The sequence below is a fragment of the Citrobacter amalonaticus genome, from assembly GCF_018323885.1.
Lineage (GTDB): Bacteria > Pseudomonadota > Gammaproteobacteria > Enterobacterales > Enterobacteriaceae > Citrobacter_A > Citrobacter_A amalonaticus.
Genome location: NZ_AP024585.1, coordinates 1,707,387 through 1,719,713 on the forward strand (window position 1 = coordinate 1,707,387; position 12,327 = coordinate 1,719,713).

Here is a 12,327-nt window from a genome sequence, read left to right on the forward strand (position 1 = left end):
TTATTGTCGAAGAGATTGCATGCAAAACCGTTTACAACAAGGTGCCCGTCTTGGACGTCAGGCGCTGCTTTTCCCTCTCTGTCTGGTGCTCTACGAATTCTCCACCTACATTGGCAACGATATGATCCAACCCGGCATGCTGGCGGTGGTGGAACAATATCAGGCGGGGATCGACTGGGTACCCACCTCCATGACCGCCTATCTGGCCGGCGGTATGTTTTTGCAATGGCTATTAGGGCCACTGTCGGATCGCATTGGCCGTCGTCCGGTGATGTTAGCGGGCGTGGTGTGGTTTATTGTCACCTGCCTGGCAACGCTGCTGGCGCAAAGCATCGAACAATTTACCCTGCTGCGTTTTTTGCAGGGCATCAGTCTGTGCTTTATTGGCGCGGTGGGTTATGCGGCTATCCAGGAGTCCTTTGAAGAGGCCGTGTGTATTAAAATCACCGCCCTGATGGCGAACGTCGCGCTGATAGCGCCACTGCTTGGACCGCTGGTGGGAGCGGCGTGGGTGCATGTCCTGCCGTGGGAAGGCATGTTTGTGCTGTTCGCCGCACTGGCGGCGATCGCGTTCTTTGGTCTGCAGCGGGCGATGCCGGAGACCGCCACGCGGATCGGCGAGCCGCTATCGCTAAAGGCGCTGGGTAATGATTACAGACTGGTGCTGAAAAATGGGCGCTTTGTCGCCGGCGCGCTGGCGCTGGGGTTCGTCAGCCTCCCGTTGCTGGCCTGGATCGCCCAGTCACCGATTATTATCATCAGCGGCGAACAACTTAGTAGCTACGAGTATGGCCTGCTACAGGTGCCGATTTTTGGCGCGCTGATCGCCGGGAACCTGATGCTGGCGCGCCTGACCGCTCGGCGTACGGTGCGTTCGCTCATCATCATGGGCGGCTGGCCGATTGTGCTGGGACTGCTCATCGCCGCGGCGGCCACCGTCGTCTCGTCCCATGCGTATCTGTGGATGACGGCTGGTCTGAGCGTTTACGCCTTTGGCATCGGTGTGGCCAACGCCGGACTGGTGCGCCTCACCCTGTTCGCCAGCGACATGAGTAAAGGCACGGTCTCTGCGGCGATGGGAATGCTGCAAATGCTGATCTTTACCGTCGGGATTGAACTGAGTAAGCACGCTTATCTGCTCGGCGGGAATGGGCTGTTCAGCCTGTTTAATCTGGCGAGCGGCATGCTGTGGCTGTTGCTGATGTTTATCTTCCTGAAAGATAAACAGGCCGGGAATACCCGGGAAGGGTAATGGCGACATTGTTGGCCCGCTAAGCGCACCGCCATCAGGCAATAAAATCGGATGGCGGTGTAAACACCTTAGCCTGGTGAATAACGCAAGTCGTTGTTAATTAAATGGCGCTTCGTTCTTCAGGACATAATCAATGATGTCGAGGACGCCTTCTTTGTTGTTTGAGCCAGCTCGATATTTCGCGGCCTTCGCAATCGTATCTGCCGCATTTTCCATTGCAAAACTAAAGCCCGCCTGGCGCAGCATTTCAACATCATTTCCGCCATCCCCAAACACCACGACTTCACTATCGTCAATTCCCCAACGCTGCTGGAGCAGGCGCAGTCCGTTCGCTTTGTGTACGCCGGGGATAATGAGATCGATGCTGCCATAGCCGGTGTGAACAGGCACCATGATATCGCCAATGGCGTCGTGCAGGGCTTGCTGAACTTCCGGGATCCGGTCATCAGAGATGTTCAGGCCAAATTTGAAAAACACGTCATTGATATTGTTGAAATCATCCACGAATTCGAGGCGGTGATAGTACATGCCGGCGGTGGCTTTCATCTCGTCGTTGTACGCTTTCAGGGTATACGCACTGTTCTTACCGCAGGCGATGATTTCGACATCGGCGCGGGTTAACAGGTGATCGACGATGGCGGTAAAATCGGATTTCGCCAGATCACCGTTAAAGATATCCTGGCCTTCGCTTACCACCCAACCGCCGTTTTCGGCGACAAAGGAGATCTCATGGGCAATCTCAGGAAAGAAAGAGATGAGCTGGTAGTACTGATTGCCGCTGGCGACCGCAAAACGAATACCCTGCGTTTTCATCTGCTGATACTGTGCAAGAAAACGTTCGCGATTATAGGTCTTTTGATCGCTCAGAAAAGTGCCATCCATATCGACTGCAATTAACTTAATACCCATTTATCCCTTCTCCATCGCAGTTTGCGTAGTTGAATTTGGTTTGGCGACGGCTCTGGCGACAACGGCGGCCAGCAGCACCAGCGCCAGCACCACCAGCATGGCGCTACGTAAACCGTAGTGTTCGCCGAGGTAGCCGAGCAGCGGAGGGCCAACGAGAAAGGCGAGATAGCCGGTGGTTGCCACGACGCTAACGCGTGTCGGTGCATCCGGCCCCGTGTCGCTGGCCGCAGAAATGGTTAACGGGAAACCGAGCGATGCGCCCAGGCCCCACAGTATCACAGAGACGCCGGCCACCCAGGCGCTGTCGACGAAAATAATCAGACCAATACCGAGCGCGCCCATCAGGGCGCTGGCGCGAACCACCGCCACACGACTGTAACGGTCAATAAACCAGCCACCGGTAAAGCGCCCGACGGTCATCCCGAGCGTGAACCCTGCGTAAATCAGCGAGCCGGATGTCGGGCTAAACCCGTGACCGTCGACCATCAGCAGCGGTAGCCAGTCGTTGGCGGACCCTTCAGCAAAGGCCATCGCCAGCACCACAACGCCAATCAGCAGCAACTGAATATCGCGCCAGAAGGGGACGCCTTTTTCCTGGTGATGAGAACCGTCGTTGGCGTTTTTGCCCGTCCCGTCAGGAATGGCCTGGATGGCAATAAAAATCGGCGCAATCGCCACCAGCGAAGCCAGTACAATATGCGTGGTTGCCGCGACGCCGAAGGCTGTCAGTGCCATCCCGATACCCGCGCCCGCCAACGTGCCGAAGCTGTAAAAACCGTGCATCATCGGCAAAACGGTTTTGTTCATCTCACGTTCGACGGCCGCCCCTTCAATATTGATCGCCACTTCTGCGGAACCAAAACTGGCGCCGAATACACCTAAGCCCAGCGCGAACAACACCGGGGAGGTGAGCCAAAGCGCCAGGCTTAGCACCAGCATCCCTACAATTGCGCAGGACATGGTGGTGCGAATCACCTTTCGAGTGCCAAATCGTTTCACCAGCCAGGCCGAACAAAGGATGCCGCTCATCGAACCAATCGAGAGACCAAACAGTACGGCCCCCATTTCCGCCGTCGAGACCGAAAGCGTGTCACGAATGGCGGGCGTGCGCGTGGCCCAGGAGGCCATCAGCAAGCCGGGCAAAAAGAAGAACATAAAAAGCGCCCAGGTTCGGCGTTGCAGGGCTTTGCGGGAGGAAGTCAATGTCATCAGGGAAGCACCAAAAGTACAACAATAGCGACAACACTAGCAAGTTTGTGTACATTTGTACATAAATCAGAAGGGGAATTTATGAGCAGACGACCAAACGATCCGCAGCGTCGGGAAAGGATACTTCAGGCAACTCTGGAGACAATTGCTGAGCATGGGATCAGTGCTGTAACGCATCGTAAAATCGCCAGCTGTGCAGGGGTTCCACTGGGATCCATGACGTATTACTTCGAGGGTATGGACTCGTTGATTGAAGAAGCGTTCACGCGTTTTACGTGCGATATGGCGCAGCAATATCGTGATTTTTTTGCCGGGGTGACCGGCCCGGAAATGGCCTGCGAATCGATCACCTCCCTCATTTACAGTTCAGAAGTGACGACGCCGCATAATATGGAGCTGATGTATCAGCTGTACGCGATGATGAATCGTAAGCCGACGCTAAGAAGTGTGATGCAGGACTGGATGCAAACCAGTCAGAGAACGCTTGAGCAGTGGTTTGATCCTATTACCGCCCGGGCGCTAGACGCTTTTATTGAAGGAATGACGTTGCATTTTGTGACTGACCGGACGCCGATGACGCGCGAAGAGATCCTGCAGATGGTTAAACGCATCGCCGGGTGAGCATCGTTGAGGGCGATAGTGGTTGTCTCCCCGGCGACACAAATGTCTTGCGCCACACGATCCTGCTCTTCATGCCGATCATCAGTCAGTATGGTTGAGGAGGGGGGTAAAGACGGGAGAGGAGAAATGCAGGCAACAAAAAACCCATCAACCTTGAACCAAAACGGCGGGGTTGATGGGCTCCACAAATTGGGGACATCAAAGAAAAGCAGTGGCACTAGTTATGACTGACACCTTGAGGAAAAGTTCTACATATCTGCAAAAAATTTTCACTTAAGGGACAACTTCAGTTTTAGCCTAAGCCTGGCCAGATGATGATGATGAGTGTCCCCGCCAGTGTCAGCAGCACGTTGGCTATCGCGTAGGTGCCTGCGTAACCGAGTGCCGGGATATTGCTACGCGCGGTATCGCTGATAATTTCCATTGCCGGTGCGCAGGTACGCGCCCCCATCATGGCGCCAAAAAGAAGCGCCCGGTTCATGCGCAAGACATAGGCGCCGAACAGGAAGCAAATGATCACCGGCACCAGGCTGACGATCAGACCAGCAATCAGCATTTGACCGCCAATTGCCCCTAACCCCTGACCGATGCCACTGCCTGCGCTTAAGCCAACGCCCGCCATAAAGACCATCAGGCCGAACTCTTTCACCATATTCAGCGCTCCCTGCGGGATGTAGCCAAATGTGGGATGGTTAGCACGCAGGAAGCCCAGCATGATCCCGGCGAACAGCAATCCAGCGGCGTTACCGATGCCGAAACTGAAGTTGCTGAACTGGAAGGTGATCATGCCGATCATCAGACCAATAATGAAGAACGCACAGAAGGCCAGCAGATCGGTGACCTGGCTGTGAATCGAGATAAAGCCAATACGATCCGCGATTGTTTTCACCCGGCGCGCGTCGCCGCTGACCTGCAATACGTCGCCTTTGTTGAGCACCACGTTGTCATCAATTGGCATTTCAATCTGCGAACGAATCACGCGGTTCAGGAAGCAGCCGTGATCGGTGAGCTTCAGTTGCGCAAGACGGCGTCCCACGGCATTGTGGTTTTTCACCACGATCTCTTCCGTGACGATCCGCATGTCGAGCAGGTCGCGGTCGAACACCTCTTTGCCGTTACGAAAGCTGGGGTCGAGGCGGGCATGAGCATCCGGATAGCCGACCAGCGCGATTTCATCACCCATCTGCAGCACGGCGTCACCGTCCGGGTTTGCCAGAATACCGTTACGACGGATGCGTTCAATGTAGCAGCCAGTTGCGCGGTAAATGCCGAGCTCCCGCAGGTTCTTTCCGTCCGTCCAGGCGACCAGTTCCGGGCCGACGCGATAAGCACGAATGACCGGCAGGTACACCTTCCGGTTCGTGTCGGTGTCCAGACCGCGTTCACGGGCGATTTGCTGGGCGCTGGTTTGCAGATCCTGATGCTGTAATTTTGGCAGATAGCGTGCGCCGACGATCAGGCTGACCAGACCGATCAGGTAGGTCAGTGCGTAGCCCAGGCTCAGGTTATCCAGCGCCCGGGAAAGCTGTGCGCTCTCCATTCCAAAATGGCGCAGCGTATCGCCAGCACCGACCAGAACCGGGGTAGACGTCATTGAACCAGCCAGCATACCGGCCGTCAGGCCGATGTCCCAGCCAAATAGCTTACCCAGCCCCAGGGCGATCAGCAGCGCGCTGCCGACCATCACCAGAGCCAGCATCAGGTAATTCTTCCCGTCCCGAAAAAAAATGGAAAAAAAGTTAGGACCCGCTTCAACGCCGACACAAAAAATAAACAGCATAAAGCCCAGATTCAGTGCGTCAGTGTTAATACTGAAATGCTGTTGCCCTAATAAGAGAGAGACGACTAAAACGCCAATGGAATTACCCAGTTGGATGGAACCCAGACGCAATTTACCGAGACACAGGCCGAGAGCCAGTACAACGAATAATAACAGGATGTAATTCCCATTTAACAAATCGGCGACGTTTATATTCACGGAGACTAACTTCTTGTTTACGAGTAAGCTGTTGAAAGAAATGGTAATTTAGGCTACTGTTTTGCCATCAAATAAGGGCGATTGTGACATATTCACAGCCCGAATATAAGCAGCACAACAATATAATCTGGCTAGTTTAATCTCATTACGTATCAACGGCTATAAGAATCGTGTTGGCGTATTTTGGCACGGAATGCTGAACGGCTTTATCTGACTGGACGCCTTTGGCGAAAAGTGTGTTCGATAGAGACAGTGTCAGGAGAAAAGATTGAAATATAAGCATGGTTGGGTAGGAGCGGTCTGCTGCTTTGTGCTCTTTGTGGTTGTCTGTCTTTTTCTGACGATGAACATGAAAGGGGCATTTCGGGCGGCCGGGCATCCTGAAATTGGGCTACTGTTTTTTACGCTGCCAGGCGCGGTCGCCAGTTTTTGCTCTCATCGCCGGGAGGTGATCAAACCGCTCCTTGGCGCGATGCTTGCAGCACCTTGTTGTTTGCTGTTCACGCGTCTTTTCTTTACGCCCACTCGCTCGCTGTGGCAGGAGATGGCGTGGTTATTCAGCGCCGTATTCTGGTGCGCTTTGGGAGCCTTATGCTTCCTGTTCATCAGCAGTTTGTTCAGACCGCGACAGCGTAAAAACCAATAACGCCCTCCGAAGAGGGCGTTATGACATCACTCACAGTACTCAGGCGAACAGGTTCAAATTCTCTTTCGCCCAGGCTTCAAAATCGGTGCAACCGCCGATGTGTTTCTGATCAACAAAAATCTGCGGCACGGTTTCAACCGGTTTGCCGACGGTCTTTTCCAGGTCCGCTTTGGTGATGCCTTCCGCGTGGATGTCGATGTAGCGATAGTTGAAATCATCGCGCTCGTTGCTCAGTTTCTCTGCCAGTTCTTTTGCGCGTACACAGTAAGGGCAACCCGGGCGACCAAAAATAACGGTAAACATTGTAGTCTCTCTCCTCGAACTCAAAGCCTGACGGCGAATGGCTGCTATGATGACGCTAATCGTCAGTCTTGAACAGTAGGTTGCACCTTTTACTTCGATACATTTAGTCTATATCTGTTAAACACATTCACGCTGAACGCCTTAAACTATGTCTCACAAAAGGGGGCTTCCTGTGCGTATGACCGGCGCGTTACCGAAAAGTGTATTGATTCTGGAAATGGTGGGTATGGTGCTCCTGGCGCTGGCTTTGCTGTTGCTGAACCACTACCTGACGCTTCCCGCGCCGTTTAACAGCTCGTTAGCGGTCATTATCATGCTTTTTTTGGGCGTGCTGTTGATGATCCCCGCCGCACTGGCATTCGTCTGGCAAGTCGCGCAGCGGCTGGCGCCCCAGCTGATGAAGCCCTCATCCGATTCATCCCGTTCTGACCGAGAAAAAGAGAATGACTCCAACCATTAACCTTCTGCGTCGTCACCGTTCGATTCGCCATTATACCGATCAACCGATTACGCCTGAACAGCGAGAGGCGATTCTGGCCGCCGCTCAGGCGACCTCCAGCTCCAGCTTTTTGCAGTGTACATCCATTATTCGTATTACGGATCCGGTACTACGTGACGCACTGGTACCCTTAACCGGCGGTCAACAGCACGTCGCGCAGGCCGCTGAGTTTTGGGTCTTCTGCGCCGACTTCAACCGTCATCTGCAGATTTGCCCTGAAGCACAATTAGGCCTTGCAGAGCAGTTGTTGCTGGGCGTCGTTGATACGGCGATGATGGCGCAAAACGCGCTGACGGCGGCGGAATCGCTGGGACTGGGTGGTGTCTATATCGGCGGATTACGCAATAACATCGAATCTGTCACCGAGTTGCTGGCGCTGCCAAAACACGTACTGCCGCTGTTTGGGCTGTGCCTGGGCTGGCCTGCTGATAACCCGGAGCTGAAGCCGCGCCTGCCCGCAGCGATAGTGATGCACGAAAATCGTTATCAGCCGCTCGATAAGGACGTGCTGGCTGATTATGACGAACAGCTCGCGCAGTATTATCTCAGCCGTGGCAGCAATACCCGCCGTGACACCTGGAGCGATCATATTCGCCGCACGCTGATTAAGGAAAATCGTCCCTTTATCCTGGAATATTTGCATAAACAGGGTTGGGCCACGCGCTAAAAATTCCGCCGCTGTGTATGATACGCGGGATAGTGATCGAGTGATGCAGAGAGGTGCAGGGTGAAAATTGCCATATTGTCCCGGGATGGAACGCTCTACTCGTGTAAGCGCCTGCGTGAAGCGGCGATGACGCGTGGTCATCTGGTTGAAATACTCGACCCGCTTTCCTGTTATATGAACATCAATCCGGCGGCGTCCTCAATTCATTATAAAGGACGCAAGTTGCCTCATTTTGATGCCGTCATTCCGCGTATTGGTTCGGCGATTACCTTTTATGGTACGGCGGTGCTACGCCAGTTTGAGATGCTGGGCAGCTATCCGTTGAATGAATCTGTAGCGATTACCCGCGCCCGCGATAAGCTGCGTTCGTTGCAGTTGCTGGCGCGTCAGGGTATCGATCTCCCGATTACCGGCATTGCGCACTCGCCGGATGACACCAGCGATCTGATCGATATGGTTGGTGGCGCGCCGTTGGTGGTGAAACTGGTGGAGGGAACGCAAGGAATTGGCGTGGTACTGGCAGAAACCCGTCAGGCTGCCGAGAGCGTCGTGGATGCGTTCCGGGGGCTTAACGCCCACATTCTGGTTCAGGAATATATTAAAGAGGCCAAAGGTCGCGATATTCGCTGTCTGGTGGTGGGGGATGAGGTGGTTGCTGCCATCGAACGACGGGCGAAGGACGGCGATTTTCGTTCTAATCTCCATCGCGGCGGCGTCGCCTGCATTGCCAACATTACTCCCCGTGAGCGCAAAATTGCGATAAAAGCCGCGCAGACGATGGGGCTTGATGTTGCTGGTGTTGATATTTTACGCGCCGAGCGCGGCCCGCTGGTGATGGAAGTGAATGCTTCTCCGGGTCTGGAAGGGATCGAAAAAACCACCGGTATCGATATCGCCGGGCGGATGATTCAGTGGATCGAACGCCACGCGACGGCTGAATTTTGTCTCAAAACGGGTGGCTAGTCTTTAATATCGCCGATGATCGTGGCATGACGAACACTTTTTGCGTAAGCTGTGCCGGTATTTTTTTATCGTAAGAGGTAGCACATTATTATGACAGAATTGGTCGTTCCCACTCTGGATACGTTGCGGCAATGGCTCGACGACCTGGGCATGAGTTTTTTTGAATGTGATACCTGTCAGGCACTGCATTTACCACACATGCAAAATTTTGACGGCATCTACGATGCGAAATTAGATCTCGTCGATAATACGCTGCTGTTTTCCGCGATGGCTGAAGTGAGGCCTTCTGCGTTACTGCCGCTGGCCGCGGATCTGTCTGCCATCAATGCCAGTTCCCTCACCGTGAAGGCGTTTCTGGATATGCAGGATGATAATCTGCCAAAGCTGGTGGTTTGCCAGTCTTTATCCGTTATGCAAGGGGTAACTTACGCGCAGTTCGAGTGGTTCGTGCGCCAGAGCGAAGAGCAGATATCCATGGTCATTCTTGAAGCGGGCGCGCACCAGATGCTGTTTACCGCCGAAGAAGACGCGCAAAAAAGCAGCGTTGAGAACCATTTTCTTCACTGATTTTAACGTGAAGTATGGCGCGTATAGCGCAGTCGCTGCCAGAGCGGCTGCGGTTTACGTTCTTTTATTCTGCATTTAACCTTTCTTTAAAGAATTATTCACCTCCTTTCCCGCTGTTTCGCTTTATCACATAGACATAAATTGCATAAAAAATTGATAAAAGGCGTTTTTTAATCTGGGCTATAGCCTGAAACCCTGGCTAAAGTTATTCTTGCGAAGCTTAATTACAGCGAGCAATAACGGTCGGGGGAGCGTCCACTCTTCCTGGTTTTTGCCGAGTGACAAACTATGCACGTTTCTTGCATAGCATTGAGTGCAACTTTTTTGGTTCGTTTGTTAACGAACTTTGATAAGGAAAGAGATTATGACCGCCTTAAATAAAAAATGGCTATCGGGTCTGGTTGCGGGTGCTCTGATGGCCGTCTCTGCCGGCACGCTCGCTGCAGAACAAAAAACACTCCATATCTATAACTGGTCTGATTATATTGCGCCGGATACGGTCGCTAATTTTGAAAAAGAGACCGGCATCAAAGTGGTCTATGACGTTTTTGACTCCAACGAAGTGCTGGAAGGCAAACTGATGGCAGGTAGCACCGGTTTTGATCTGGTAGTGCCTTCCGCGAGCTTTCTTGAACGTCAGTTGACGGCAGGCGTTTTCCAGCCGCTGGATAAGAGCAAACTGCCGGGCTGGAAAAACCTCGATCCGGAATTGCTGAAACTGGTCGCCAAACACGACCCGGACAATAAATTCGCGATGCCGTATATGTGGGCGACCACCGGTATTGGCTACAACGTCGATAAAGTGAAAGCGGTGCTCGGCGCTGATGCCCCGCTTAATAGCTGGGATCTGGTGCTGAAGCCGGAAAATCTTGAAAAACTCAAGAGCTGTGGCGTCTCTTTCCTCGATGCGCCGGAAGAGGTGTTTGCCACCGTGCTGAACTATCTGGGTAAAGATCCGAACAGCACCAAAGCAGACGACTATACCGGACCGGCTACCGATCTGCTGCTCAAGCTGCGGCCGAATATCCGTTACTTCCACTCTTCGCAGTACATCAACGACCTGGCTAACGGCGATACCTGTGTGGCGATTGGCTGGGCGGGAGATGTCTGGCAGGCCGCCAACCGGGCGAAAGAGGCGAAGAATGGCGTCAATATCTCCTTCTCGATTCCGAAGGAAGGGGCAATGGCCTTCTTTGATGTCTTCGCGATGCCAGCAGATGCCAAAAATAAAGACGAGGCCTATCAGTTCCTCAACTACCTGTTGCGCCCGGATGTGATTGCGCATATCTCTGACCACGTGTTCTACGCGAATGCCAACAAAGAGGCGACGGCGTTGGTGAGTGCAGAAGTGCGTGATAATCCAGGTATTTATCCGCCAGCAGACGTGCGCGCGAAGATGTTCACCCTGAAAGTTCAGGATCCGAAGATTGACCGCGTCCGTACGCGTGCCTGGACCAAGGTGAAAAGCGGTAAATAACCTTTTACCGTAGGCCGGGCAAGCGAAGCGCTCCCGGCAACTGGCGCACCGTTCTGGTGCGCCTGCACCATGATTTGTTTCTGCCGGAGAGCACCCCGTGAATGATGCCACCCCACGCCCGCAGGCGAAAACCCGTAAAGCGCTGACGCCGCTCCTCGAAATCCGCAACCTGACCAAATCCTTCGATGGTCAGCACGCTGTCGATGACGTAAGTCTGACCATTTATAAAGGCGAAATCTTTGCCCTGCTGGGCGCATCAGGCTGTGGAAAATCCACGCTGTTGCGCATGCTGGCGGGGTTTGAACAACCTACTACAGGACAAATCATGCTGGATGGCGTCGACCTGTCCCAGGTGCCGCCTTATTTACGGCCCATCAATATGATGTTTCAGTCCTATGCGCTGTTTCCCCATATGACGGTGGAACAGAATATCGCCTTTGGCCTGAAGCAGGACAAACTGCCGAAAGCAGAAATTGCCAGCCGGGTCGACGAGATGTTAGGTCTGGTGCATATGCAGGAGTTCGCTAAACGCAAACCGCATCAGCTTTCCGGCGGTCAGCGTCAGCGTGTGGCGCTGGCGAGAAGCCTGGCAAAACGGCCTAAACTTCTGCTGCTCGACGAACCGATGGGCGCACTGGATAAAAAGCTGCGTGACCGTATGCAGCTCGAAGTGGTCGATATCCTTGAGCGCGTCGGCGTAACCTGCGTGATGGTGACGCACGATCAGGAAGAGGCGATGACCATGGCCGGGCGTATCGCCATTATGAACCGTGGCAAGTTTGTGCAAATCGGTGAGCCGGAAGAAATTTACGAGCACCCGACCACGCGCTACAGCGCAGAGTTTATCGGCTCGGTCAATGTCTTTGAGGGCGTAATTAAAGAGCGCCAGGAAGACGGTCTGGTGCTCTATTCTCCTGGGCTGGTGCATCCGTTGAAGGTCGATCCGGATGCGTCGGTGGTGGATAACGTGCCGGTGCACGTGGCGCTGCGTCCGGAAAAAATCATGCTCTGCGAAGAGCCGCCTGCCGACGGTTTTAACTTCGCCGTCGGTGAAGTGGTGCACATTGCCTATCTTGGCGATCTCTCCATCTATCACGTTCGCCTGAAAAGCGGACAGATGATCAGCGCCCAGTTGCAAAACGCTCACCGTTATCGCAAAGGTCTGCCGACCTGGGGCGATGAGGTGCGTCTGTGCTGGGATGCGGACAGTTGTGTGGTGTTGACGGTTTAAGGAGC

The 12,327-nt window shown here is 53.8% G+C and carries 13 protein-coding genes; 9 read left to right on the top strand and 4 right to left on the bottom strand.

Annotation, left to right across the window (positions count from 1 at the left end; all coding sequences use genetic code 11):
- Positions 1-19 precede the first annotated feature (19 nt).
- Positions 20-1,252, top strand: a complete 1,233-nt coding sequence (locus tag KI228_RS07945; RefSeq protein WP_043001244.1) for an MFS transporter — start codon at positions 20-22, stop codon at positions 1,250-1,252.
- Between the two features lie 96 nt (positions 1,253-1,348).
- Here KI228_RS07945 and KI228_RS07950 read toward each other — a convergent pair whose 3' ends face one another.
- Both KI228_RS07950 and KI228_RS07955 read right to left on the bottom strand, forming a co-directional pair.
- Entirely contained in the window at positions 1,349-2,161 is an 813-nt protein-coding gene (locus KI228_RS07950; RefSeq protein WP_061070335.1) for a Cof-type HAD-IIB family hydrolase, read from the bottom strand.
- Positions 2,162-3,370: an MFS transporter gene (locus KI228_RS07955; RefSeq protein ID WP_043001242.1), complete on the bottom strand. Its 1,209-nt coding sequence runs from the start codon at positions 3,368-3,370 to the stop codon at positions 2,162-2,164. It abuts the gene before it with no gap.
- Between the two features lie 81 nt (positions 3,371-3,451).
- Between KI228_RS07955 and KI228_RS07960 the strand changes: the two genes are divergently transcribed.
- Entirely contained in the window at positions 3,452-3,991 is a 540-nt protein-coding gene (locus KI228_RS07960) for a TetR/AcrR family transcriptional regulator (protein WP_061070334.1), read from the top strand.
- A 292-nt stretch (positions 3,992-4,283) separates the two neighbouring features.
- On the opposite strand, the gene KI228_RS07965 is transcribed toward KI228_RS07960, so the two are convergent.
- Positions 4,284-5,969 carry an aspartate:alanine antiporter gene (locus KI228_RS07965; protein WP_043001240.1) on the bottom strand — a complete coding sequence of 562 codons (1,686 nt, stop codon included), beginning with the start codon at positions 5,967-5,969 and terminating at the stop codon, positions 4,284-4,286.
- A gap of 268 nt (positions 5,970-6,237) precedes the next feature.
- On the opposite strand from KI228_RS07965, the gene KI228_RS07970 reads away from it, so the two are divergent.
- The gene (locus tag KI228_RS07970) at positions 6,238-6,615 is read left to right on the top strand and encodes an inner membrane protein YbjM (protein ID WP_044256385.1); all 378 of its coding nucleotides are present in this window, start codon (positions 6,238-6,240) and stop codon (positions 6,613-6,615) included.
- A 39-nt stretch (positions 6,616-6,654) separates the two neighbouring features.
- Here KI228_RS07970 and KI228_RS07975 read toward each other — a convergent pair whose 3' ends face one another.
- Complete coding sequence (locus KI228_RS07975; RefSeq protein WP_000495514.1) at positions 6,655-6,918, bottom strand: GrxA family glutaredoxin; 264 nt, start codon at positions 6,916-6,918, stop codon at positions 6,655-6,657.
- Between the two features lie 172 nt (positions 6,919-7,090).
- On the opposite strand from KI228_RS07975, the gene KI228_RS07980 reads away from it, so the two are divergent.
- The 6 genes from KI228_RS07980 to potG all read left to right on the top strand — a co-directional run bounded on the left by KI228_RS07980 (position 7,091) and on the right by potG (position 12,322).
- Positions 7,091-7,378 (top strand): DUF1418 family protein, encoded by a 288-nt coding sequence (locus KI228_RS07980; protein ID WP_043001238.1) that lies wholly within the window; start codon positions 7,091-7,093, stop codon positions 7,376-7,378.
- On the top strand, positions 7,362-8,084 hold the full coding sequence (gene nfsA / locus KI228_RS07985) for an oxygen-insensitive NADPH nitroreductase (RefSeq protein WP_043001237.1): 723 nt from the start codon (positions 7,362-7,364) through the stop codon (positions 8,082-8,084). Before KI228_RS07980 ends, nfsA begins: the two co-directional genes overlap by 17 nt.
- A 60-nt stretch (positions 8,085-8,144) precedes the next feature.
- Entirely contained in the window at positions 8,145-9,047 is a 903-nt protein-coding gene (rimK, locus tag KI228_RS07990; protein WP_044256380.1) for a 30S ribosomal protein S6--L-glutamate ligase, read from the top strand.
- Positions 9,048-9,137: 90 nt separating this feature from the next.
- Entirely contained in the window at positions 9,138-9,614 is a 477-nt protein-coding gene (locus tag KI228_RS07995) for a type III secretion system chaperone family protein (RefSeq protein WP_043001235.1), read from the top strand.
- A gap of 364 nt (positions 9,615-9,978) precedes the next feature.
- The gene (gene potF, locus KI228_RS08000; protein ID WP_043001234.1) at positions 9,979-11,091 is read left to right on the top strand and encodes a spermidine/putrescine ABC transporter substrate-binding protein PotF; all 1,113 of its coding nucleotides are present in this window, start codon (positions 9,979-9,981) and stop codon (positions 11,089-11,091) included.
- Between the two features lie 97 nt (positions 11,092-11,188).
- Entirely contained in the window at positions 11,189-12,322 is a 1,134-nt protein-coding gene (gene potG / locus KI228_RS08005; protein WP_044264253.1) for a putrescine ABC transporter ATP-binding subunit PotG, read from the top strand.
- Positions 12,323-12,327 lie beyond the last annotated feature (5 nt).

What these genes read in the sequence shown, in the direction of transcription:
- KI228_RS07945 (WP_043001244.1), top strand. Translation starts at nt 20, where the DNA reads ATGCAAAACCGTTTACAACAAGGTGCCCGTCTTGGACGTCAGGCGCTG.
- KI228_RS07950 (WP_061070335.1), bottom strand. Translation starts at nt 2,161, where the DNA reads ATGGGTATTAAGTTAATTGCAGTCGATATGGATGGCACTTTTCTGAGC.
- KI228_RS07955 (WP_043001242.1), bottom strand. Translation starts at nt 3,370, where the DNA reads ATGACATTGACTTCCTCCCGCAAAGCCCTGCAACGCCGAACCTGGGCG.
- KI228_RS07960 (WP_061070334.1), top strand. Translation starts at nt 3,452, where the DNA reads ATGAGCAGACGACCAAACGATCCGCAGCGTCGGGAAAGGATACTTCAG.
- KI228_RS07975 (WP_000495514.1), bottom strand. Translation starts at nt 6,918, where the DNA reads ATGTTTACCGTTATTTTTGGTCGCCCGGGTTGCCCTTACTGTGTACGC.
- nfsA (WP_043001237.1), top strand. Translation starts at nt 7,362, where the DNA reads ATGACTCCAACCATTAACCTTCTGCGTCGTCACCGTTCGATTCGCCAT.
- KI228_RS07995 (WP_043001235.1), top strand. Translation starts at nt 9,138, where the DNA reads ATGACAGAATTGGTCGTTCCCACTCTGGATACGTTGCGGCAATGGCTC.
- potF (WP_043001234.1), top strand. Translation starts at nt 9,979, where the DNA reads ATGACCGCCTTAAATAAAAAATGGCTATCGGGTCTGGTTGCGGGTGCT.